Annotated in this window: 18 protein-coding genes; 14 read left to right on the forward strand and 4 right to left on the reverse strand. The window is 45.7% G+C overall.

The genetic code is table 11. The annotated features are described in order from the left end of the window. The first annotated feature begins 144 nt into the window (after nt 1-144). From A6049_RS04615 to A6049_RS04625, 3 genes are all read left to right on the forward strand, one after another. Nucleotides 145-1,986, forward strand: coding sequence for an assimilatory sulfite reductase (NADPH) flavoprotein subunit (locus A6049_RS04615; protein ID WP_063563480.1), 1,842 nt, complete (start codon nt 145-147; stop codon nt 1,984-1,986). Nucleotides 1,987-2,040: 54 nt separating this feature from the next. Further along, entirely contained in the window at nt 2,041-3,762 is a 1,722-nt protein-coding gene (gene cysI / locus A6049_RS04620) for an assimilatory sulfite reductase (NADPH) hemoprotein subunit (protein ID WP_063563481.1), read from the forward strand. Between the two features lie 210 nt (nt 3,763-3,972). Then, complete coding sequence (locus A6049_RS04625) at nt 3,973-4,689, forward strand: YebC/PmpR family DNA-binding transcriptional regulator (RefSeq protein ID WP_063563625.1); 717 nt, start codon at nt 3,973-3,975, stop codon at nt 4,687-4,689. Between the two features lie 85 nt (nt 4,690-4,774). On the opposite strand, the gene A6049_RS04630 is transcribed toward A6049_RS04625, so the two are convergent. The 4 genes from A6049_RS04630 to A6049_RS04645 all read right to left on the reverse strand — a co-directional run bounded on the left by A6049_RS04630 (nt 4,775) and on the right by A6049_RS04645 (nt 7,403). Then, nucleotides 4,775-5,260 (reverse strand): DMT family transporter, encoded by a 486-nt coding sequence (locus tag A6049_RS04630; RefSeq protein WP_063563626.1) that lies wholly within the window; start codon nt 5,258-5,260, stop codon nt 4,775-4,777. A gap of 18 nt (nt 5,261-5,278) precedes the next feature. After that, the gene (locus A6049_RS04635; protein WP_063563482.1) at nt 5,279-5,977 is read right to left on the reverse strand and encodes a Crp/Fnr family transcriptional regulator; all 699 of its coding nucleotides are present in this window, start codon (nt 5,975-5,977) and stop codon (nt 5,279-5,281) included. A gap of 34 nt (nt 5,978-6,011) precedes the next feature. Beyond that, nucleotides 6,012-6,437, reverse strand: a complete 426-nt coding sequence (locus A6049_RS04640; protein ID WP_024633836.1) for a DMT family transporter — start codon at nt 6,435-6,437, stop codon at nt 6,012-6,014. Nucleotides 6,438-6,605: 168 nt separating this feature from the next. Beyond that, the gene (locus A6049_RS04645) at nt 6,606-7,403 is read right to left on the reverse strand and encodes a Nif3-like dinuclear metal center hexameric protein (protein ID WP_063563483.1); all 798 of its coding nucleotides are present in this window, start codon (nt 7,401-7,403) and stop codon (nt 6,606-6,608) included. A gap of 157 nt (nt 7,404-7,560) precedes the next feature. Between A6049_RS04645 and A6049_RS04650 the strand changes: the two genes are divergently transcribed. From A6049_RS04650 to A6049_RS04700, 11 genes are all read left to right on the forward strand, one after another. Beyond that, the gene (locus A6049_RS04650; protein ID WP_063563484.1) at nt 7,561-8,133 is read left to right on the forward strand and encodes a TetR/AcrR family transcriptional regulator; all 573 of its coding nucleotides are present in this window, start codon (nt 7,561-7,563) and stop codon (nt 8,131-8,133) included. 78 nt (nt 8,134-8,211) lie between these two features. Next, the gene (locus A6049_RS04655) at nt 8,212-11,331 is read left to right on the forward strand and encodes an MMPL family transporter (protein WP_063563485.1); all 3,120 of its coding nucleotides are present in this window, start codon (nt 8,212-8,214) and stop codon (nt 11,329-11,331) included. A gap of 295 nt (nt 11,332-11,626) precedes the next feature. Beyond that, nucleotides 11,627-12,232, forward strand: coding sequence for a biliverdin-producing heme oxygenase (locus A6049_RS04660; RefSeq protein WP_063563486.1), 606 nt, complete (start codon nt 11,627-11,629; stop codon nt 12,230-12,232). A gap of 45 nt (nt 12,233-12,277) precedes the next feature. After that, nucleotides 12,278-14,818: a diguanylate cyclase domain-containing protein gene (locus A6049_RS04665; protein ID WP_063563487.1), complete on the forward strand. Its 2,541-nt coding sequence runs from the start codon at nt 12,278-12,280 to the stop codon at nt 14,816-14,818. Between the two features lie 151 nt (nt 14,819-14,969). Next, nucleotides 14,970-16,613, forward strand: a complete 1,644-nt coding sequence (locus A6049_RS04670; RefSeq protein ID WP_063563488.1) for a TerB N-terminal domain-containing protein — start codon at nt 14,970-14,972, stop codon at nt 16,611-16,613. A gap of 7 nt (nt 16,614-16,620) precedes the next feature. After that, entirely contained in the window at nt 16,621-17,961 is a 1,341-nt protein-coding gene (locus tag A6049_RS04675; RefSeq protein WP_063563489.1) for an ATP-binding protein, read from the forward strand. After that, a complete protein-coding gene (locus tag A6049_RS04680) occupies nt 17,958-20,171 on the forward strand; it encodes a DEAD/DEAH box helicase (protein ID WP_063563490.1) in 2,214 nt (737 codons plus the stop codon). The genes A6049_RS04675 and A6049_RS04680 overlap by 4 nt, the downstream gene beginning before the upstream one ends. Nucleotides 20,172-20,506: 335 nt before the next feature. Further along, the gene (locus tag A6049_RS04685) at nt 20,507-21,460 is read left to right on the forward strand and encodes an EamA family transporter (protein ID WP_063563491.1); all 954 of its coding nucleotides are present in this window, start codon (nt 20,507-20,509) and stop codon (nt 21,458-21,460) included. A 202-nt stretch (nt 21,461-21,662) separates the two neighbouring features. Beyond that, nucleotides 21,663-22,088, forward strand: a complete 426-nt coding sequence (locus A6049_RS04690) for a cupredoxin domain-containing protein (protein WP_063563492.1) — start codon at nt 21,663-21,665, stop codon at nt 22,086-22,088. Nucleotides 22,089-22,185: 97 nt separating this feature from the next. Continuing rightward, nucleotides 22,186-23,208: an SDR family oxidoreductase gene (locus A6049_RS04695; protein ID WP_063563493.1), complete on the forward strand. Its 1,023-nt coding sequence runs from the start codon at nt 22,186-22,188 to the stop codon at nt 23,206-23,208. A 9-nt stretch (nt 23,209-23,217) separates the two neighbouring features. After that, nucleotides 23,218-23,874, forward strand: coding sequence for a carboxylesterase family protein (locus A6049_RS04700; RefSeq protein WP_063563494.1), 657 nt, complete (start codon nt 23,218-23,220; stop codon nt 23,872-23,874). The last annotated feature ends 2 nt before the right edge of the window (nt 23,875-23,876 follow it).

The following is a 23,876-nucleotide window of genomic DNA, read 5'->3' on the forward strand; positions in this document are numbered from 1 at the left end:
GTCCTTTATCAGTGAAACTGATAAATACCATAAAATCATCGAAATTGACCCCTACCATTGGGTATGGTAGGTTCAAGAGAGTAGAAATTAATATGATCATTTTAGTAGGAATTAAAATTGACGTAATGCGCGAGGTGGCAAATGGTGGAACTTCAAGTGACAAACAGCCCTTTTAATCAGGAACAGGTTGAGCTGCTCAATCGCCTTATTCCTACATTGAACGATGGACAGAAAACGTGGCTTAGCGGATATCTGACAGCCATTCAGGGATTTGCGGCTGTAGCTGCACCTGCTGGTGTGGAACAACAGCCTGCATCTTCAGCAGGTATTACTCCTGAAAGTGCACCTGTTGCGGTGTCCAGGGAAGTTACGATACTCTTTGGATCACAAACCGGGAACTCCAGTGGACTATCCAAGAAACTGGCGAAAAAGCTGGAAGAGCAGGGGCTTCAGGTGACCCTGTCGTCAATGGGAGATTTCAAACCGAACGGACTGAAAAAAGTAGAGAATCTTCTCATTATTGTCAGCACACATGGAGAAGGCGAACCGCCGGATAATGCGATTCCGTTGCATGAATTCCTACATAGCAAACGGGCTCCGAAGCTTGATGGATTACGGTACTCCGTATTGGCTTTGGGAGATACTTCGTATGAGTACTTCTGTAAGACAGGAAAGGATTTTGACATTCGTTTGCAGGAGCTTGGCGGAACAGCGCTTTTACCACGTGTGGACTGTGATGTTGATTTTGATGAAGCGGCTGCAGAGTGGATGAATGATGTGCTTGCTTCACTTAGCAGTACACCGGCTGCTGCGGGAGTGGTAACCAGTGAAGCGGTTGGAGCCGCAGTAAGTAGCGGTGAATCTGAATTCAACCGGACGAATCCATACAAGGCGGAAGTGCTGGAAAATCTTAACCTGAACGGCAGAGGATCGGACCGTGAGACACGTCATATTGAATTGTCTCTGGAAGGTTCCAATCTGGACTACGAACCGGGTGACAGCCTGGGTGTGTTCCCTGAGAATCATCCACGCCTGGTCGATGAGCTGATTGCAGCCATGGAATGGAATGCAGATGAGCGCGTTACGGTTAATAAAAGTGGAGACCAGGTTTCTGTACGTGAAGCGTTATTGCGTTACTTCGAAATTACTGCTGTCACAAGACCCGTTGTGGAGCAGCTGGCAAAGCTGAGCCCGGGTAGCGGGTTGCCCGCTCTGCTCGCAGATGATTCGGAATTCAGGAAAGCCATGAACAGTTGTGATTTGCTGGATCTGGTACAGGATTATGGGCTTAAAGGTATTCCGGCTGCATCGTTCGTAGCTGTGCTTCGCAAAATCCCGGCACGTCTATATTCGATCGCAAGCAGTTCGAAATCTTTCCCGGATGAAGTTCATCTTACCGTTCGAACAGTACGTTATGAATCACGTGGCAGAGAGCGCTATGGTGTATGCTCTGTTCATCTGGCTGAACGAGTCGAATTAGGTGATACATTACCTGTATTCATTCAGCAAAATCCAAACTTCAAACTGCCTGAGAACCCGGATGCTCCAATCATCATGGTTGGACCAGGTACAGGTGTAGCTCCGTTCAGATCTTTCCTTGGAGAGCGTGAAGAGACGGGTGCAGAAGGCAAAACGTGGCTGTTCTACGGAGATCAGCATTTCTCCACCGATTTCCTCTATCAGACCGAATGGCAGCGCTGGCTCAAGGACGGCGTTCTTACGAAGATGGATGTCGCTTTTTCCCGTGATGCAGAAGAGAAAGTATATGTGCAGCATCGGATGCTGGAACATAGCAAAGAGCTGTATCAATGGTTACAGGAAGGTGCAGTTATATATATCTGTGGTGACGAGAAACGAATGGCACATGATGTTCATGCTGCACTCGCGACCATTCTTGAACAAGAGGGTGGCCTAACACCTGAACAGGCAGCGGAATATCTGACACGGTTGCAACAGGAAAAACGTTATCAGCGGGATGTGTATTAATTACAGATCATATGCCGGATAAGGCATCCCGGAGATACGAGAGGAGATAGCAGCATGACTTATAATAACTTACTTAACCCGCAGCGCACGAACAGTGATGTGGAAGATATAAAGATCAAAAGTGACTACTTGCGTGGAAGTCTGACTGAAACGCTGGCGGATCGGATCAGTGGTGCGATTCCTGAGGACGATAACCGTCTGATGAAACATCACGGCAGTTATATGCAAGACGACCGTGACCTGCGTAATGAGCGGAATAAATCCAAGCTGGAGCCTGCCTATCAATTCATGTTGCGTGTGCGTGCTTCCGGAGGAATTGTTACACCCGAACAGTGGTTGATGATGGATCGTGTAGCGCATAAATATGCGAATGAGACCATTCGTCTGACGACGCGCCAATCATTTCAACTGCATGGTGTGCTCAAATGGGACCTCAAAAATACCATCCGTGAAGTAAACGACTCGTTGCTCAGCACTCTTGCTGCGTGTGGTGACGTCAATCGGAACGTCATGTGTAATCCGAATCCGGACCAATCAGATATTCATGCTGAAGTATATGAATGGGCATGCCAGGTGAGTAATCACCTGGATCCACGGACTCGTGCGTATCATGAGTTGTGGCTGGATGGAGAGAAAATTATCGATTCACAAGACACAGATGAAGAGGTAGAACCGATTTATGGCAAAGTGTATTTGCCGCGTAAGTTCAAAATTGGGATTGCTGTTCCACCATCCAATGATGTAGATGTGTTTTCGCAGGATCTCGGATTTATCGCTATTGTAGAGAACGGCAAGCTGCAAGGCTTTAACGTTTCTGTCGGCGGTGGTATGGGTATGTCTCATGGTGATCCGAAGACTTATCCGCAGGTGTCCAAAGTTATTGGTTTCTGTACACCAGAGCAAATGATTGATGTTGCGGAGAAGACGGTTATGATTCAACGTGATTATGGGGATCGTGCAGTACGTAAACATGCCCGTTTCAAATATACAATCGATGACCGCGGCCTCGCCTGGTTTGTGGAAGAACTGACGAGTCGTCTCGGCTGGAAGCTGGATGCGGCGCGCGAGTTCCATTTTGAACATAATGGAGATCGTTACGGTTGGGTGAAAGGCAGCAACGGCAGATGGCACTACACCTTGTTCATTCAAAATGGACGTGTGAAGGATGTGGACGGTTATCCGCTCATGACAGGTCTGCGTGAAATTGCCAAAATCCATACTGGAGATTTCCGTCTCACAGCCAATCAGAATCTCATGATCGGGAACATCAGCAGCCAGAAGAAGAAAAAGATTGAGGCACTGATTGAGCAATACAATCTGACCGATGGTGCTCATTACTCGGCGCTTCGCAGAAGTTCTATGGCTTGCGTGGCGCTTCCGACTTGTGGTCTTGCCATGGCGGAATCCGAACGGTATCTGCCATCACTGATCGACAAGCTGGAGCCTGTACTGGACGAAGCGGGGCTGAGAGACGAAGAGATTGTCATTCGTATGACGGGTTGCCCGAACGGCTGCGCGAGACCGATGCTGGCTGAGATCTCGTTTATCGGCAAAGCTCCGGGAAAATACAATATGTATCTCGGTGGAAGTTTTACCGGGCATCGCTTGAACAAGTTGTACAAAGAAAATATTGGCGAAACCGAAATTTTGGATACATTGACTCCAATGGTGAATCAATATGCCAAAGAGCGCAATGATGGTGAGCATTTTGGAGATTTCGTCATTCGTGCCGGTTATGTGCCTGAAGTGCTGGACGGTCAACAGTTTCATGCCTAATTAGATGAATTCGTGAAGAGAAGCATTCCTTAGGGAATTGCTTCTTTGGCGTTTTTGGATCGTTTCTCTTTGGGATTTCGGAACGTGGTAAGGTGAAATCAACTTGTCTTTTACCATTTTTTCGTGAGTCTAAACTTGTTGAAGTACGCCCAACAAGATATAATGACAAAGTAGAAAGCAGATTATATGTTGAAAGTGAGCGGAAACGATATGGGTCGTAAGTGGAATAATATTAAAGAAAAAAAAGCTTCAAAAGATGCAAATACTAGCCGGGTCTATGCTAAATTCGGCGTTGAGATTTATGTAGCTGCCAAGAAGGGCGAACCGGACCCGGAAGCGAACCGCGCACTGAAAGTCGTGCTGGAACGTGCCAAAACGTATAACGTACCCAAAGCAATTATTGACCGTGCCATGGAAAAGGCAAAAGGCAGCGGGGACGAAAATTATGAAGAACTGCGTTATGAAGGATTCGGGCCCAATGGTGCCATGGTTATCGTGGATGCCCTCACCAATAATGTGAACCGTACTGCACCGGAAGTGCGCTCGGCATTTAACAAAAACGCGGGCAATATGGGTGTGAGTGGTTCAGTTGCTTATATGTTTGATCCTACAGCGGTAATCGGGGTAGAAGGCAAAAACTCCGAGGAAGTACTGGAAATTCTGCTTGAAGCAGATGTGGATGTACGTGATATCGTGGACGAAGACGATGCTGTGATCGTATATGCAGAACCGGATCAATTCCACGCTGTACAGGAAGCATTTAAAGCTGCCGGTGTTACTGAGTTCACAGTAGCCGAGCTGACGATGCTTGCGCAAAACCATATTGAACTTCCAGAGGATGCACAAGCTCAGTTCGAGAAACTGATTGATGCGCTTGAAGACCTTGAAGATGTTCAGCAAGTGTATCACAACGTAGAGTTCGTTTAAGCGAACTAAACGATACGTGGTTTGATTGCCAAAAAGAGTGTCTAGCCAATCAACAGATTGGGCAGACACTCTTTTTATTGTTCTCCTATGAATCGGATTGCAATGCACCAGGAGATTTTTTCGATTTTGCCGATTTGCTACCGCCAAACTTGAATAACACAATACCGCCCACGATGACAAGAACACCAAGAAGCTGGTTCCACGAGAATGGAATCTGCTCCAGTCCAAGCCATCCCATGGAATCAAACAGCAAGGCGAAACTTAACTGTGATGTAAGTACGATGGAGATCGCAAATGTGGGACCGAGCAGCTTCATCCCTTGAACGAGACAGAAGACCACCCCAACACCGATGGCTCCGCTAAGCCAATACCAGGGCTGCATATGTTGGAAGCTGAACGTATTTTTGCCCTCCACCACTAGAGAAATCAGAAACGATGCAATAAACCCGGTGAAAAGCACCATCGTTGTCGTGGACCACGAGCCGGTACGTTCATTTACCTTACTATTAAAGATGGTCTGCAGACTGACAAGAGAACCTGCCAGTAACGCTAGTAAAATACCTGTAATGATCATAGGATAGAGATCTCCTTATTCATAGATGTTGTGACCCGCCACTTCTGCCAGACCTGCCCGATCTTTGACCATAATAAAGCCCTGATCCCGCATGATTAATCCATCTGCACACAGCTTCTGAATCACCCGATTCAAATGCCGATAACTCGTACCGATCAGATTCGCGATATCTGTCAAATTAAAGGCGTCCAGTTCTTCGTGGACAACAGTCCCCGCTTCTTCGGTAGAGATGGAGAGCAGATAGCTGGCTAATCGAACCTCGACCGGATACATCAGGTTGAAGTTGGAGAAGTTCGAATCAATGTAAAACTTGTGGGAAATAATTTTGAGTAAAAATTTCAACAGGGGTGCGTAATCGCTAGCGAGTTCAACTAACCATTGATAATGAATGCGTAGCATCACGACAGGTGAGACCGCTTGTACGGTGTTCACGATGTTACTCTCCCGAACGTACTCAATATCACCAACCACTTCAAGCGGTGTTTTAAAACAAAGAACGAGTGTTTTATCCTGTGGTGAGGTCGTGAAGATTTTGACTTTCCCCTCGACCAGCACATATAAATATTCGGATGTTTCGCCTTCACGGCAGATTAATTCGCACTTCTCGAAGTGGCATAACGTCATATGCGGACGCAGGGGCTGGTGAAATACCGATTCGAGTTGATATTGTTTTAAATAGTGCAATAATTGATGCTCATTCTGAAACTCTTCCATAACGTCTTTCACCCCCGACTATATACTCGACCAGCTACAGCTTCATAATAATGACGCCCGTAACCATTAATGCTATACCCAGAAATTGCGGTAGTTTCATTTTCTGCTTCACAACACCAAACCATCCGTTACTGTCGACCAGAAAGGTCAGGAAAAGCTGTGCAATCAACAGGGCGGAGATCGTAAAAGTTACCCCAATTTGCTGGATTGCTGTGACTTCACTGAAAATAATCACTGCACCAAACGCGCCTCCCGCCAGGTACATGGGCTTCACTTGCTTCAATCCTTGCAGGTTGATGTCCCGCACGAATACAAGGATCAGAGCCGCCAGAATGAACCCGGTGAGTTGGGTAATGGTTGCGGCTTGCCAGGTGCCCATGTCCGTACTGATTCGGGTATTGGCAACCCCTTGCAGGGTAATGCATGCACCGCCTAATAGTGCAAAAATAATTCCTCTCATGGTTGTACTCTCCTTGTCGCGTCATTACTTCTTCGATTTCTATTAAATGATATATCCACTCGAAAAGCCAAGGACAAATGTCCTCAGCTCAGAAGTTATAGCATTTAGAGTACATTAAACCCTCTACAAAATCCAGACAGGACTCAGGATGGCTCGTCATTCTGAAGATCACAATACTTGAAACACCGGTTGCTCACCAATAAAATGAACAGGCAATTCCGGGAAAGCTGTAGCCAATCTTTCAGACAAAAGCTTCATTCCGGAAGCCTCACTCTCGGCATGGCCGATCATAAGAAGAGCCTTTTGTTTTCCTTGCTGCACAGCATCTCGTATGTACTCCGGTGTCTCCCATTCGAATCCTTCACCTGCGATAATCAGATCCAGCTCTTCCTGTTGAAGCAGAGGAATGGTCAGATTGCCGTTGCCTCGAAAACCTACAAGCACTGCTGCTTGTCTGCATACCAACCTTGGATCACCAGCCAGGCGTATATATTCGATTCCAAGCGAACGTTTAATATGTTCTGCAATAAGCTGAACTGTCATTCCTTCCGGAAAGGATAGAATGTCAGCTTCCGGTTTACGCTGTACCACATAAGGGGACCATCCTAATGCCTGAACCAATCCTTCCGTAATGCCATCCGGTTGAAAGCGGTGAATTGCATCATGGCAACGATAGATCGCAATTCCACCATTATCGATTAGCGTTCTCTTGGTTTCATAGACCGGATCATCAGCCAGCCAATCGGTATGGCTATGATGGTTATAGAAGGCAGGTTCATGAGCGATAATTAGATTAGCTCCACGCTTTATGGCGTGCTCAATCACATGTTGTGTAGGCATAAAAGTTACAAAAACGCCTGTGACCGTTTGGTTGGGTGAACCCGTAATCAGTTGATCCACGGTGTGTTCAGGTAACTCAACATTTTTCGTGAGATGTTGTATAATGTCTTGAATCGTTATGTTCATAGGTATAATTCCTCCAGTGACAGGATATAGGATTAGTTTACCATTTTGAAGTAAGAACGGCACTTTAGATTAGACTTGCTAGATGGGGGAAAAGAGGTTATACTAACCAAAAGAAACGGAATGAACGTTCATTCCTGAAATAAGGAGGGATAGATTCATGGCTAAAGGCAGCAAAAAAGATGATATTTATGCAGCTGCTTTAACGCTTTTTGCCCAACGGGGGTTCGATGCAACAACCATGCCGATGATTGCGGATTCGGCTCAGGTAGGAGCGGGAACCATATATCGATATTTTACGAACAAAGAAGTATTGTTGAATGAACTCTTTCAGAAAAGTATCAGGGAGTTCCTTGATGCCTTGAGGCAAGGCTTTCCGGATAAACCCATTTCCGTACGTGAGCAGTTTCATCATATATTCCGTGGATTGTTTAAGTTCGCTGAGTCCAACCCGGATCGGCTAAAGTTTATTAACTCTACTGGTAATGCACTGCATTTTCACGATGAAAGCAAGGAAAGCGTCAATGAATTTATGGGGTTTCTGAATGAATGCATCCATAAGGGGCAGCAGCAGGGAGCTATTCTTATGTTGCCGACAGAAGCGTTAATGAACATTGTCTACGGTGCTTCTATGCATTTGTTTGAACACTTTAACAAAGGTCTTTTGGAAGCAACGCCGGAGTTAATGAACCAGCTTGAGGAGTGCCTGTGGAATGCCATTAGAGTCCATTGATTCTATTGGCCTTTTTTACAACATAAACGGAATGAACGTTCATTCCTATACTAGACATAAGGTGTGTGAGGATAAAGTATGAGTAAACTTAGAAACCCCAGAGCGCTTTCCTTGATTTTATGGATACTTATTACCGTAGTTTCTGTAATGACGATGCCTGATTTTGGTCAGCTGGTCAAAGAAAAAGGAGAAATTTCAATTCCTGAAACGGCTCAGAGCCAAATTGCAGCTACGATGATGAAAGACATGGATAAGGATAGTGGGAATACTTATTCAATCATCGCTGTATTTAACAGTGGAGAAGGTGCACAGGCATTAACCAAGCAGCAGAAGACGGAAATCGAATCTGTTTTGTCCAACCTGAAAAATCAGGAGAAACAACTGAATATAGAGACGCTCACAACCCATCTGGATGGTGAAGAGCAAGCTGGTCGACTTATATCCGAGGACGAAACCACGATTTTAACCCAAATCACAGTCACTAAGGATGAGGATATTCCCCTTTCGGAAGTGGTGAGTCAGTTAAATGAGGCGACAGCCATCTCAGATGTGAATACATATCTGACAGGAGCAGATCTGATTGGTGATGACTTTGGCAAATCGATTGAGGATGGGGTACAGAAAACAGAAATTATCGCGGTTATTTTTATCCTCGTTATTTTGATTATTATTTTCAGATCACCGATCATTCCCGTTATCTCACTGCTTACGGTGGGTATATCATATGTTGTTTCATTAGCGATTGTGGGTCATCTTGTAGACATGTTTAACTTTCCGTTCTCTAACTTTACCCAAGTGTTTATGGTTGTGATTTTGTTTGGGATCGGTACGGATTACAATATTTTGTTATACACCAGATTTAAGGAAGAGTTAAGCAGACAGGGCGGGGATGTACTTCTCGCAACCAAAACGACGTTTAGAACGGCAGGACGTACTGTGTTATATAGTGGTATTGCTGTATTCATCGGATTCCTTGCTCTGATGCTCGCCAAGTTTCAGTTGTACCAGGCAACCTCTTCAGTGGCATTTGCAGTAGCGGTTCTCATTGTCGTCCTGAATACGTTGAATCCATTTTTCATGGTTGTATTAGGCAAAAAGATGTTCTGGCCATCGAGGAAATTTGAAGGTCACGCAGATAGCCGCTTATGGGGATTCTTGTCTCGGAACGCGGCAAGTAGACCTGTTCTTGCAATCATTTTTGTTGCCGTAATCAGCATTCCGTTTTTGTTCAGCTACAGTAACCGGCTTAGTTATAATGATCTGTTTGAGGTCAATAACAATTATACATCCAAACAGGGAATTAATCTGATCATGGATCATTACCCACCAGGTTTCTCTGCCCCAACCACACTGGTTGTACAATCCAAGCAGTCGATGGATAACCAAACGTTTTTAAAAGCACTGGATGATCTGACGGATAAAGTATTCAAAATGGATGGTGTGTCCGTAGCTTATAGCGTTACCCGACCAACCGGAACAAAAATTAAGGAATTGTATATCAATGATCAGGCGGATGAGCTTAATCAAGGTATTGGGAAAGCGAACAATGGATTAGGCACCATCAACGAAGGATTATCTTCTGCTGCAGGCCAATTGCAATCTTCCAATGATCTGAGTGATGTGCAGCAGCTGATTGATGGTACAAGCCAGTTGCAAGAAGGAGTGGCAGCTCTGGGGAAAGCCATGAATCAGGTGACAGTCGGGTTGAACGATGGGAGGAAAGGCGCAGATACATTGAAAAATGGCCTGGCTACCCTCAGAGAAAAAGTAGATATACTATCTAAAGGTACAACTGAGTTGCATCAAGGATATGCTGATCTTGAACAGGGACTAGGTTCGTTCAGAGATACTTTTAATAGTATGAAAACAGCAATTCAGGGTGCACTAGATGCCTACGCTCAAATCGAAAGTAGTATGACAAGACTCATTACGAATCATCCTGAGTTACAGCAGGAAGAAGATGCGGTACAAATCATCGGCATTACCCAGGCGGCTCAAAGCGATCTGAACAAGTTATACACACAGATGGACCCGCTGATGGTGCAGTACAATGGTGCTCTGGGTTCATTCAAGGAAGCGAACAAAGCCCTGGCTCAGGTTAACCAAGGTTTAACTCGGGTGACTTCGGGTGTGGGTCAACTTGAAGGTGGAGCCGGAGAGTTATCTGCAGGTCTGGTTAATGGTGCAAGTGGCAGCAAGCAGATCGCTGGGAAAACGTCTGAAGTTGGAAAAGGACTAGTACAAATTAATCAAGGACAAAATCAGTTATTGACCGGTCTGAACGATTTGCAAGCGAAGATGGGTGAATTGAAATCGGGACTCACCGCAAGTACAGAAGGGCTTACAGATGTTTCCAAAGGTCTTGGGGATGCAGAGGAGTATTTGGGCAATCTGGGACAGTCCGATGCAGCCAAAAGTTTCTATATTCCTGAAGAGGTATTAACAGGAGAGGAGTTCCAAGCATCGCTAGATACTTATATGTCTGATGACCGGAAGACTGCGGAAATATCCATCATTTTAACAGACAACCCTTACTCTAAAGAGGCGATGGATGTTGTCCAAAATCTGAGCAACCAACTGAACACAGCCCTTGTTGGTACGGATTTGAGCGAAGCCAAAGTGGCGCTTGGTGGGGTGCCTTCACAAAATCTTGATCTACAAAAATTAGCTGGAGGTGACCTGAGCAGAACTTCCATGATTATGTTGATTGGGATTGGGCTCATTCTTCTGGTAATCATTCGTTCATTCTGGCAGTCCGTAATCATTGTTGGCTCGTTGTTCCTGACGTATTACGTTGCGCTTGGTCTGAATGAATTGTTAGTAGTGGGGCCGCTTAACGTGGATTATCTGAGTTGGAACGTTCCTTTCTTCAGTCTGATTATGATCGTTACACTTGGCGTGGACTACAGCATTTTCCTCATGATGAGATATCGCGAGATTGAAGGTGATCCGGTTCATAAAATCACGGAGGCTTCCCGCAATATCGGAGGAGTCGTCATCTCTGCCGCTGTTATTTTGGGAGGTACCTTTGCTGCCCTGATTCCTTCCGGTGTAGTTACATTGATTGAAGTTGCTATATCTGTCATCATTGGATTGGTATTACTCAGTTTTGTGATGCTCCCAATCTTGTTACCCGCTTTGATCAGTCTATTGCATAAGTTAGCGAATTGGGGATCTAAATCAGATGAAAATAAATAATTAATATTAATCTATGCTTAGCTAACGACTCCTGATCAATATATGTCAGGGGTCGTCTTTACTATTTCCTATAAAATAGAATTAAAGAGTTCAAGCTGGTTAGTATAATCGAACAAACGTAATAAAGATGTAACGATGCTGGATTCATATAGTTTTCTCGTACAAGAAAAAGTATACTTACATAGAGTCTTTATCTAGATGAAATGGAGTATCCATTCTAACCTACACTGAACATTCAGTTAAGTATAAGTCTTAATTCTGATGAAGAGATCCGACTTAGAAGGGCGATGATTACATGACAGCCAGTACCATTATGGAACGTCTGAAGAGTGAGACAGCTCATTATCACAGACAAGTGGAACAGAACGAGTATGCCAAGGCTATTATGAATCAAACCGTTAGCTTGGGAGAGTATAAGAAATATCTGGAGAAATTTTACGGGTTCCTGAAACCATTGGAAGAACAAGCTGTACAGCAGCCTTTCTGGGAAAGCACGGGACTGGATATCGGGATTAGAGGAAAAGCAAATTTGCTTGAAAATGACCTGCGGAATCTGGGCGCCAGTGAAGAGGAAATCAGACAGGTTCCTTTATGTAAGGATCTTCCTGATATATCGACACCAGCAAGGTTGTTCGGTTATTTATATGTCATTGAAGGATCTACGAACGGAGGTCAGATCATGACCAAACGTTTGTCGCAGTTCCTGCCGATTGAAGCAGATCGGGGGTTGGAATATTTTAATGCCTACGGTACGGAAACCAGAACGAGATGGGCAGAGTTCACGGAACTACTGCGTCAATCCATCACGGGGGAAGAAGATCACGACATCATGGTGCACACGGCTTCGGAAACATTCCGATTACTTGATCAATGGATCAATACAAATACGGATAATCTGTAAGTTGAAAATAGAGTTATCACATCATGAGAGGGGATTTTTCAGGCTATGCCCGAATCGAAGTCCAAGAAAGAAAATAATTTGCTTAACCGTACATTGCTTAATCAGGGTACGTACACCAATGATCCAATTGATCTAAACAATTGCGACAAAGAACCCATTCATATCCCCGGCTTCATTCAACCTCATGGTGTGCTCTTGGCTGTGAGCACCAACAATATACCGACTATTGTACAATGCAGCCAAAATACGGAGGAACATCTCGGTCTTACTACGCAAGAGGTGCTGGGCCTTCCACTCGAACATCTGATTGGCAAGGATAATATAAGGCAGGTACTGGCACGCACCTTCAGTGCATCTGTAACATCAGACCTGCAATATATGGATCTCACGATTAACGTATCTGGAAATGAGCAGGTCTTCACTTCTGTCATTCATGAGAGTGAAGGCCTGTTAATTTTGGAAATGGAGCCTTCCTATGAAAAAGGAAATATGGAAGGGAATAATTTTGAGTGGATTTCCAGCTTCTTCAGCCGACTTAAAAGTACTGATAATCGGGTGGAAGCGAGTCAAGTAGCAGCCGAACAAGTGAAGGAAATGCTCGGGTATGACCGGGTTATGATCTATGAATTTGACGAACAATGGAATGGAAAGGTCATCGCGGAAGCACGTGAGGAAGAGCTCGAACCGTTTCTCGGGCACCATTATCCAGCGTCAGATATTCCCAAACAGGCACGCGAGTTGTACCTGCGTAATTGGTTGCGCACCATCGTGAACGTAAATTATAAGCCAGTGGAGATCGTGCCCTTGCTTCAACCCTTGACGGGCAAACCACTTAATCTGAGCTTGTCGGTTCTGCGTAGTGTATCCCCGTTGCATATTGAGTATTTGCAGAACATGGGTGTCGGAGCAACCGTAACCATCTCTCTGATTCATGACAACCAACTATGGGGCCTGATTACATGTCATCATTATTCAGCCAGATATATACCTCATCGTGTTCGGAATTTGTGTAACTTCCTGGGTTCATTCTTCTCAAGTGAACTGTTTCAACGTCAGCAGCTGGATGAATATCAGGCTGAAATCAGGTCACGTGAAGCGGCTACCCAAATTGCCAATATTTTTATTGGGAATACAAGCCCAGTGAGGATTATTGAGGAATTGCAGGGCGAAGAGCAGACCTTATTGAGTTTGATGGATGCTTCGGGAGCTGCGATCTGTTATCAGGACAAGCTGCTGTTATATGGCGATACGCCGGCACGAGAGCAAGTACGGGAATTGGCTGCATGGCTAGCGGGCAAGTCGGTAGATTACAGTTATCACACCTCCAAGCTGAGTTTGGAGTATGATCCTGCTAAAGCTTACAAGGAAAAAGCATCGGGTATTGTTTATGTGGCCATATCCCCTGGGCAGCATCATTATATCATCTGGTTCCGGCCTGAAGTGGTTCAGCTTGTGGATTGGGCAGGTGATCCAGCCAAAGCCGTGATCAAAACCGATGATGGCATGCGTCTGTCCCCCCGAAAATCCTTCGAGAAATGGAGAGAGATTGTCCAATCGACCTCCTACCTGTGGACAACGAAGGAGCTGAATGTGCTTCCATTGCTCAAAAGCATCGTACGCCGTCAAACGGAGAACCAGCTTGTTCAGGCAGAGGAGCAGGCGTTGCAGAATGCACGTATTTTGCGTCAAAATGAGCAGCGCTACTTACAGTTGATGGAGTTTTCCCCGGTGGCGTTTTTTACGTTGACGGACGGGTTCGTTATTTATTGCAATAACAAGGCAGCTGAATTGCTTGGCTATGAAAATTCTAAAAATCTCATCAGCAAGGACTTCAGGGAATTTGTACCTGATAAGACGAAAACGATTTTGCAGCAAAACCTGGAGGAACTGAAGCTCAATAATACGCGTCTGTTTACTAACCAGGCGTACTTCACCACAGCAACGGGCACGTCCCTGCTGCTTGAGATTACACTGGCTTCTGTTACACATGCAGGCAAACCCTCAGTGATGGTCCTTCTGAACGGTGGCGCATCGAATCATGATCAGGATCATTATACGGAGACAACCAGTCAGCTCCAGAACTATCTCAATACAGATCCGTTAACAGACATGCCGCTTCAAACCATATTCCAATCTCAACTTCAGGATGATTGGAATGAATGTTTGCAGGAGAAATGCAGTTTGGGACTGTTTATTATAGATATCGATGATTTCCGTTCATATAATGCATCTTATGGACTTCAAGGTGGCGATCTTTGCCTGCAGTGGATTGGAGAAGTGCTGGCGGTGGTCAGTGAGCAGAATGATGCCATCATCTCCCGTCTTCGGGGAGGAACCTTCATGTTGAAACTGAAGAATGCAACATCAGAACGTTCAGCGGAGCTTGCCGAAGAAATCAGACAACATGTGCTTGCACTTCAAATTCAGAGAGATCTGTCCAGCCCGAGTGACGTGGTCACTGTTAGCGTTGGCGGTGCGGTAATGGTTCCTGAAGAAAAGCTGATGATGTCGAATCTGATTGAAAAAGCCAGTCAGGCCCTTGCTCAAGCCAAGAGTGACGGAAAAAATCGGGCTATCATGGTTTGATACGAGGTTGTACTAGCCTTACTGTAAAGGGTGCAGCAAAATGGTATAGAGGGAAGGCATTTAAACTGGATATCAGTTTGAATGTCTTTCTTTTTTCTGCTAATTAGGAAAGTATTATTTTCATCACCGCAGGCACAGGACAAGTGTTATAATGATGAATATGGATACACTTGTTCGTATTCACACGCAGAGGACGGTGAAACGGAATTCAATGAAAGAGGATTCAAGACAACTGGAATTTATGGAGATAGATCTGAGCGAAGAGCCTATCACAGCGGCAGTCCCGGTTCCTGATCGTTCAACGATTGTCCGTGCTGATTTTGATATAAGATTACCTGGCGGCATATTGTCTTCTGAGAAAAGGTTTGTAGAGGAAGCAAGGCAACTCATTGAGGTGGAAGGGGAGCAGGCTCCCTTTGTTCCTTTTATGAGTTATTGGCCGACTTATGGTGTAATGAACGAACCCCAGCGCAAGTGGTATATGTATTGGAGGACGGAAGTCCGGCAAGGACGTTTCCCTGATACGGATCTGTCCTATCTGTTTGTTCATATTTATGAACTGATAAACGGAATTGGTTGGCAGGAACCTGAGGAAGGTTACGACCAATTAAAAGAACTATGGATCAACTATCGTGAACGGCTTCCGCAGTTGGATGTGTACATGCAGGATTGGATTATTGATTATGATCTAGTCCATGAGTTGAACATGTCATTATCCGAGATGGTGGAGCTTTCGAGTGGTTATCTTCCACCGGAGATTCTGGATATGGAATTGCAACGGCTATTGAGCAGCAATATATCGGATATCTCGCTGAAGTTGTTACAAAGATATTATGACTACGACATTACGCTCAGTAAATTTTACAGAGATGGCGGTATGAAGGTTCTGGAACAGTACATTCCCCGAGTTATGGTTTTGGTGGATTCTTATCTACTGCGTAGACGCAAGGCAGGCATATTGGATCAGTTTGAGTTAAATCATGAAAGGACTATCGAACGTACGCTGTTTCGAAAAGCTGTATATGACGAATCCATTTATGGAAAATCGGTTCAAATGACATATGTTCCGATTGGAGAGCATGCAGATTTTGTCCAGTTTGTAACCCGAGTTTTTCGATGCACGGAAAATAAATGCCGTGAACTGCTCGGTTTCAGAGGGCGACTTCGTGGAAAGACGCTTGAACCTGAGCTTGCAAAAGTGATTGAACGTTACCTGGACAAGGCATTTGCAGTCGAGCAAATGCCAGTTGTAGAGCAACCGATAGTCCGGATTGATGCAGAGAAACTTGCTTCGCTGCAAAAGGAAAGCGAATATGTGCGCAGAGCACTCATGATCGAAGAAAATCATACCTCCGAAGATGAGGATGCAAACAATGTGAGCAGCCTACCCACTACCGTGATCCAGAATTCAACGGAAGAAGCTGAAAGTGCTAAGCAGTCTAACCAACAGGAGGTTGACGTTGAGGGAGCGCTTAATACTGATGGAGGACAAGAAAACGGGATTAACGAGCCATTATCATTACAATGGGAGGCGGATTTTTCTGCTGATCTGGATGAAGAGTGGATACAGTTTTCTGAAATGCTATCTCAGCAGCATGTACAGGCCATTCACGCCTTGCTTGGCGTCAACCCGGATACGGAGCTGATGCGGGTGGCTGAGCAATACGGCACGATGCCTACACTCCTGTTGGATGAAATTAATGATATGGCCATGGAAACGATTGGTGACCTTTTGATTGAAGGTGATCGGATGGTTTCGGATTATATAAATGTGTTTGAACATGTGAAGAGGTGATTGGGCAGTGGCAGAACTTAAAATACCGAAGCGGCTGACTACCGCACTAGTGAATTCGTTGACAGCGGGCGTTGTGCCACGAATCGGACTGGAGCAGATTGCTGTTGGTCGGAAGTCTGAAGTGGACGCGATCTTACGGGATATGGACAACATTGCGGAAGGCGGGGCAGCTTTTAAGCTGATTACAGGAAGGTATGGAAGCGGAAAAAGTTTTCTGTTACAGATGATTCGTAACTATGCGATGGATCGGGAATTTGTTGTGGCGGACGCCGACTTGTCACCTGAGCGCAGACTGGTGGGAACCAAAGGTCAGGGGCTTGCAACATACCGTGAGCTGATGACTCGTCTGTCTACTCGTACACGTCCGGATGGCGGGGCACTGGAACCGATTTTGCAAAAATGGATCGCTGGTCTTCAGCAGCAAGCGATGCAAAGTCAGGGCTTGCGCCCGGATGATCCTGCTCTTCCTGCTGAAGTCGAGAAGCAAATCTATGCGGTGACGAACGAAATGCAGAATATGGTGCATGGATTCGATTTTGCCAAGGTGCTGGCTTCGTACTGGAACGGCTATAAATTGGCGGATGATGACCGCAAACAGGCGGCTCTGCGCTGGTTGAGAGGCGAATTTGCAACCAAGACGGAAGCAAAGAAAGAGTTGGCTGTCGGCGTCATCATTGATGATGATAACTGGTATGACTACTTCAAATTATGGTCCGAATTTACGGCACGGATCGGTTACAAAGGACTGCTGTTGTTCATAGATGAAGCGGTGAATCTGTACAAAATTACAAACAGCATATCCCGGCAAAGCAACTACGAGAAGCTGCTTACCATGTTCAATGATACGATGCAGGGTAAAGCAGAACACCTGGGTATCTTTGTAGGCGGCACACCACAATTTGTGGAAGATGAAAGACGCGGACTCTTCAGTTATGAAGCACTTCGTTCGAGACTCATTGATGGCCGCTATGCGGCAAGAGAATATGCGAATTACACCGGACCGATCCTGAAACTTTCGATGTTGTCCCATGAAGAGATTTTGATTCTGTTGCAGAAGCTACGTCAGATACATGCCCTGCATTTTGGATATAGTGTTAGTCTAACAGACGAGGATTTAGTTGATTTTATGCAAACAGCGGTCAACCGGCTCGGCGCGGATGAGTTACTGACCACGCGTGAAGTGGTACGGGACTTCATGGATGTGCTGCACACGCTCCATCAGAATCCTGAAGTGGCCTATGTTCAATTACTTGGTGAGCGAGCAGTCAAACCGCAGGAAGCAGGAAAAGGAACGGATTCTTCATCATCTGATGATTTGGATGATTTTCTGGCGGAGTTTGAATTATGAGTGAGAACCCTTTCTATCGACTGGCCCCTTTTGTACAGGAATTTATTTATAAAAAAAGATGGGAATCACTTCGGCCTGCCCAGATTGAAGCTTGTAATATTTGTTTTCATACCCCACATCATATGCTGATTGCGGCAGGTACAGCCTCCGGCAAGACGGAGGCGGCTTTTTTTCCTGCACTGACCGAGCTGCATGAACGTCCCTCCAAATCCGTGGGCATCTTGTACATCGGGCCACTTAAGGCACTGATTAATGACCAATTCGAGCGACTAAAGGACCTACTGTCAGAGGGCAATATTCCGGTATGGCACTGGCATGGAGATGTGCCTCAGGCAGAGAAAACACGTCTCATGCGAAGTCCATCCGGTGTGCTTCAGATTACGCCTGAATCGCTCGAAGGTCTGTTGATGAATCGTCCCAATGCCATCCCGGCGCTATTTCATGATCTGCGATATGTCATCATTGACGAGGTTCATGCATTCATGGGAGCGGATCGAGGCATTCAGGTATTGAGTGAGCTGGCGCGAATTGAACGTATGGCTGGATGTAAACCGAGAAGAGTGGGATTATCTGCGACACTAAGTGATTATGATGCTGCTACAGCCTGGCTCGCTGCTGGAACTAATCAGGGGGTGGATGTGGTTTCTTCCCCCGGTGGTCGCAAGCTGCGTTTGCGGGTGGAGCATTTTTCGTTTCCGGATGCACGGGATGAAGAACAGGCGGAACATCTGCATAACGCACGTAAAGTCTATTACGACTTCATATATGAGAGTACACATCGCAAAAAAGCTTTGATATTCACCAATAGTCGGACGGATGCCGAAGTCACTATACTTGAGATGCGGCGTGTCGCCGCACGGAGACAGGAGCGGGACGTATTCCATGTTCATCATGGGAGCATTTCCGCCATGTTGAGAGAAGAGACCGAAGCCGCCTTACGAACCGGATCAGGGCCAGCAGTAGCTGCGGCTACCGTAACGTTGGAACTGGGGATTGACCTGGGTGAACTGGAGCGAGTTGTGCAGCTTGGAGCACCTTATAGTGCATCGAGCTTTGTTCAGCGCCTTGGACGGTCAGGCAGGCGTGAGGATATGGCTTCCGAGATGCTATTTGTATGTCCGGAAGAAGAGGATGAGGAAGCTCAATTGCCTGCTCGGATGCCATGGACACTCATGCGGGCTATTGCTGTTATTGAATTGTATGTAAAGACCAAGTGGGTTGAACCACTTGAGGCCCGGAAGATGCCGATGGGTGTGCTCTATCATCAGACTATGAGCATACTGAAAAGCATGGGGGAGGCTGAACCCAAAGAATTGGCTGAGGCCATGCTTTCGCTCGCACCATTCAAGGAGATTCGTGCAGATCAATATCAGATTTTTCTAAATTATCTGATTGAGACTGATCATCTGCAATGGACAGAAGATCGGACTTTAATCATTGGGCTTACGGGTGAGAAAACCGTCAATAACTATCGCTTTTATGCGGTGTTCAAAGATGATGAAGAGCACAAAGTGCTGAACGGTTCCGAGGAGATCGGGTCGATTACAACCGTGCCGCCTCCTGGATACTGTTTCTCTCTTGCCGGGAAACTGTGGAAAGTGGAAGAGGTCGATCACAAGCATAAATCTGTGTATGTGAAGGCAGCCAAAGGAAAAGTGGATACGTTATGGCTGGGTGCGGGTGGGGACATTCATACGACGGTCGTCCAGAAAATGCGTGAAGTACTGTCCGACACGGTGATATATCCGTATCTGTCTCCGCAAGCGGTAAATCGATTGGAACGCGCCCGTCGACTTGCACGTGAAAGTGGGTTGCTGAAACAGGTTGTCATTCCAGCTGGAGGAGATTCCTTGTATGTATTACCTTGGGTGGGAAGCAAGTCTTTCCGCACACTGGAACGTTTAATGAAGCACAATTTGTCTGACAAACTTGCCTTGCGATCTGTTGTACCTATGGAGCCTTATTATTTTGTCGTGTCAGGCAAAGTGGATGGTCGCACACTTTTGGCCGAGATCATGAGTGAATGTCGAACAGCGGAAGACGCATCTGCGTTACTTTCAGAAGATGAAGCACCGTATCTTGGTAAATACGATGAATTTGTGGCTCCTCCTTTGATCCGAGAGGCCTTTGCAGTGGATGGATTGGATTTAAATGGTCTCAAAGAAGGATTGCAGCAAACGTTAACATGGGATTCTTCATCTATAAAATGACGTAATAACGTATGTCTTTTGTTTTTAATTTGAATTAAAAAAATTTAAATTGTGAATCAGGGTTGACACCACCTCACCTGCCATGTAATATATGAAAAGTCGTCACACACGAATCGCAAACAACAAATGCATATTTCATTTCGTATAACCTCGCAGGCCGAAAGTGTACACAGGGCGAGGGTCTCTACGGGAAGCCTATACTTCCTAACTACGATGCCAGGAATCATTGTATTCCTTGCTCGTAGTTAGGATTTTTGCATTTGGATGGTGTCTGTGACCTTGGCATGGATCAAACATGCGGACGCATTTTTCGATCATCAGGAGGTTTATCTACAATGAAATATTATCTGTCCGTTCTCGCAGGAGCGATGAGCTATGGCATATTATCCACAATTGTGGTTCTGGCTTACGGCGAAGGGTACAAACTTGGAGAGGTCGTGGGCACACAGCTGATCACGGGCTTCATCCTTTCCTGGATGCTGGCATTATACTCGAAGTTTAGAATGAAACGGAAATCACAGGCAGATGGAAAAACATCAGCAACCGTGGCAAAAGCATTCCAGAAATTAACGTGGAAGCAACGTTTGATATTGATGGCTGCAGGGACGCCGACGGTGATTACCGGTCTTGTCTATTATCAGTCTTTACGATACATTCCCGCGTCACTTGCCATTATTCTTTTGTTCCAATTTACGTGGATTAGCGTATTGATTCAGGCCGTGAGCAAACGTCAGCGTCCTGACAAAGTAACGTTCCTGACTTTGATTATCCTGTTTGGCGGAACATTGCTGGCAGCAGGTTTCCTGGAACAGGGACTCGGAGAGTTTAACGGCTTGGGCATAGCGCTTGGCTTAATGGCGGCTGTAAGTTACTCCCTGTTTGTAATGTTCAGTGGTAAAGCGGTTCCATCAGCACATCCGGCTTTTCGCAGTGCATGGATGGTGACCGGAGGTCTGGTCTTGCTGTGTATCCTGTTCCCGCCGACGTTCCTGTTTAACGGATTGATTTGGAGCCAGCTGCTTGTCTTCGGATTGTTGCTTGGCTTCTTCGGAGCTTTTATCCCACCAGTACTGTTCGCAGTAGGTGTGCCTCATATTGGGGGCGACATGGCCGGAATTCTTGGTGCAGTTGAGCTCCCAATCGCGGTGCTGCTCTCAGCCATTGTGCTTCACGAGCATGTGAGCCCATTGCAATGGATCGGGGTTATTGTGGTGCTAATTGGTGTAGCGCTACCAGAGATTTATAAGTTGCGGATGAGACGAAGTCGAAATACACCTCTATATTCCTGAGTGGAATTAGATAGAATGATAAAGACAAGAACTATAGCTGAAAGAGCCTGAGGGATTCAGGCTCTTTTTTGATGAATATATTTATTGGGCTAAGTGACGTCCCATCGATATGGCCCATTCGAGTCATTTTCAATTTTAACCGGATGGGGTATGCTGAAGAAGAGTTGCAATAGAATGGGAACATAGACAGAGGAGCGTTGAGATGAAAAGCTGGATTAGCAAAACCTGGCCTTGGCTTACGCTGGGAATTACTGTAGTTGTGCTGCTTGGATCTTTTATGGTGTATTTTATGGGCAAGGACATGTCCCCAGGCTCGGGAAGTGCCGTAACGGCCAAAGCCGAGACGCCGGAGGACTTGAAGGGATATGAAGTTGTTAATGTTAACGTAAGCAATGACGGTTTTGAACCTGATGTTATTGAAGTTAAATCCGGAGTCCCTACCAAAATCAACTTTATTCTTACCCGGCAGGTCACACACGTTAAATCGGTGGCATCAAGTAAGCTTGGCATGGATATGTACATGCAAAAGGGTGATAATTACTACACCTTGGACAAAGATCTCCAGCCTGGGGAATATGAAATTCACTGTGGCATGTACATGATTTACGGAACGGTTAAGGTCATATAGTGGACAGGAGCAAAGATTCTTCAATTGAATCTTTGCTCCTCTTTTGTGTGCGTGATATCATGGACTAGTGATCAATTTCATCTGGAGGTGGCCAAATATGAAAGCGCTATTTATTGGAGGAACAGGTACCATCAGTACAGCAATTACCGATCAGCTTGCGAAGCAAGGCTGTGAACTTTATTTGATCAACCGGGGTAATCAAAATGATAATTTGCCTGCGCAAATCAAAGTGCTGCAAGCCGATATTAACGATGAAGCGCGGGTTGCGGAGCTGATTGCCGACCTGGAGTTCGATGTTGTCGCAGACTTTATCGCGTTTGTACCTTCCCAGCTGGAGAGAGATTACCGTTTGTTCAAAGACAAAACGAAGCAATTTATATTTATCAGTTCGGCATCTGCCTACCAGACACCACTTGCTGATTATCGGATCACGGAAGGTACGCCTTTATCCAATCCGTATTGGGAATATTCGCGCAACAAAATTGCATGTGAAGACTATTTGATGAAACAGTATCGTGAAGAAGGATTTCCGGTAACCATTGTGCGTCCAAGCCATACGTATAGTGAACGTTCTGTACCTCTCGGTGTACACGGGGCAGAGGGAAGCTGGCAGGTCCTCAAGCGCATACGTGAAAATAAACCCGTACTCATTCATGGAGATGGTACATCTCTCTGGACCATAACGCATAACAGTGATTTTGCCAAAGGATTTATTGGCCTTATGGGCAATATTCACGCCATTGGTGAATCGGTACATATTACCTCGGACGAGTCAGTAACCTGGAATCAGATCTATGAGATTATTGCAGGAGTGCTTGGTGTCAAGCTTCATGCGGTTCATGTATCTTCCGAGTTTTTGGCGGCGTGCAGTGATCAGGATCTTCGAGGCGGTCTGCTGGGAGACAAGGCGAATACGGTTGTATTTGATAACAGTAAGCTAAAAAGGCTTGTTCCAGAATTTGTGGCAACGATCAGGGCCGATCAAGGAATCCGGAGCACCATAGAATATATTCTTGCACATCCTGAATTGCAGACCGAAGATCCCGAATTTGATGCATGGTGTGACAAGGTGGTTGGAGTATTGGATGAAGCGTTGCTGAAAATTAGAGATGAGAAGTGAGGCGAGCATATGTCCCAAACCGGGCATCGACTGGTAAAGGAAATCACCAAAACCGTCACTTTGGACTATTTACTGCACATTCCCGAGACGGAGGAACCGCTTGCTGCGGACCAGAAATGGCCTGTCATTTTGTTTCTTCATGGTTCTGGAGAACGTGGAAATGATCTGGAAAAGCTTAAAGCACACGGGGTTCCGCTTATTGCCGATCAGGACAAAAGTTTCCCGTTTATCGTGATTTCACCGCAATGTCCTGTGGACGAATTTTGGGGTATGCATCGCGAAGCTGTTATGGCTCTTCTGGAACATGTTTTGGAAAACGAAGCTGCTGACCCGAACCGGGTGTATCTTACAGGTCTGAGTATGGGCGGGTATGGTGCTTGGGATCTGCCACTGTTTTACCCCAATACATTTGCTGCATTGGCTCCTGTATGTGGGGGAGCAGACCCTTCCAAAGCGGAAGAACTGCATAATATACCGATCTGGGCATTCCATGGTGCCAAGGATGACATCGTTTATGTTACGGAATCCGAGAAAATTGTTCATGCGCTTGAAGCGTTGAACGCGGATGTGAAGCTGACGATATATCCTGAAGGTAATCATGATGCTTGGACCGAAACGTATGACAACCCGGAATTGTACAAGTGGTTTCTCAGCCATACGTTATAATC

This window comes from Paenibacillus sp. O199 (genome assembly GCF_001636635.1).
In the GTDB taxonomy this organism is placed as follows: Bacteria; Bacillota; Bacilli; order Paenibacillales; family Paenibacillaceae; genus Paenibacillus; species Paenibacillus marchantiae.

Coding starts and splice junctions, on each gene's coding strand:
- A6049_RS04640 (WP_024633836.1), bottom strand. CDS start 6,437: ATGAGAGGAATTATTTTTGCACTATTAGGCGGTGCATGCATTACCCTG.
- A6049_RS04650 (WP_063563484.1), top strand. CDS start 7,561: ATGGCTAAAGGCAGCAAAAAAGATGATATTTATGCAGCTGCTTTAACG.
- A6049_RS04655 (WP_063563485.1), top strand. CDS start 8,212: ATGAGTAAACTTAGAAACCCCAGAGCGCTTTCCTTGATTTTATGGATA.
- A6049_RS04645 (WP_063563483.1), bottom strand. CDS start 7,403: ATGAACATAACGATTCAAGACATTATACAACATCTCACGAAAAATGTT.
- A6049_RS04695 (WP_063563493.1), top strand. CDS start 22,186: ATGAAAGCGCTATTTATTGGAGGAACAGGTACCATCAGTACAGCAATT.
- A6049_RS04680 (WP_063563490.1), top strand. CDS start 17,958: ATGAGTGAGAACCCTTTCTATCGACTGGCCCCTTTTGTACAGGAATTT.
- A6049_RS04665 (WP_063563487.1), top strand. CDS start 12,278: ATGCCCGAATCGAAGTCCAAGAAAGAAAATAATTTGCTTAACCGTACA.
- A6049_RS04690 (WP_063563492.1), top strand. CDS start 21,663: ATGAAAAGCTGGATTAGCAAAACCTGGCCTTGGCTTACGCTGGGAATT.
- A6049_RS04625 (WP_063563625.1), top strand. CDS start 3,973: ATGGGTCGTAAGTGGAATAATATTAAAGAAAAAAAAGCTTCAAAAGAT.
- A6049_RS04635 (WP_063563482.1), bottom strand. CDS start 5,977: ATGGAAGAGTTTCAGAATGAGCATCAATTATTGCACTATTTAAAACAA.
- A6049_RS04660 (WP_063563486.1), top strand. CDS start 11,627: ATGACAGCCAGTACCATTATGGAACGTCTGAAGAGTGAGACAGCTCAT.
- A6049_RS04685 (WP_063563491.1), top strand. CDS start 20,507: ATGAAATATTATCTGTCCGTTCTCGCAGGAGCGATGAGCTATGGCATA.
- A6049_RS04670 (WP_063563488.1), top strand. CDS start 14,970: ATGATGAATATGGATACACTTGTTCGTATTCACACGCAGAGGACGGTG.
- cysI (WP_063563481.1), top strand. CDS start 2,041: ATGACTTATAATAACTTACTTAACCCGCAGCGCACGAACAGTGATGTG.
- A6049_RS04700 (WP_063563494.1), top strand. CDS start 23,218: ATGTCCCAAACCGGGCATCGACTGGTAAAGGAAATCACCAAAACCGTC.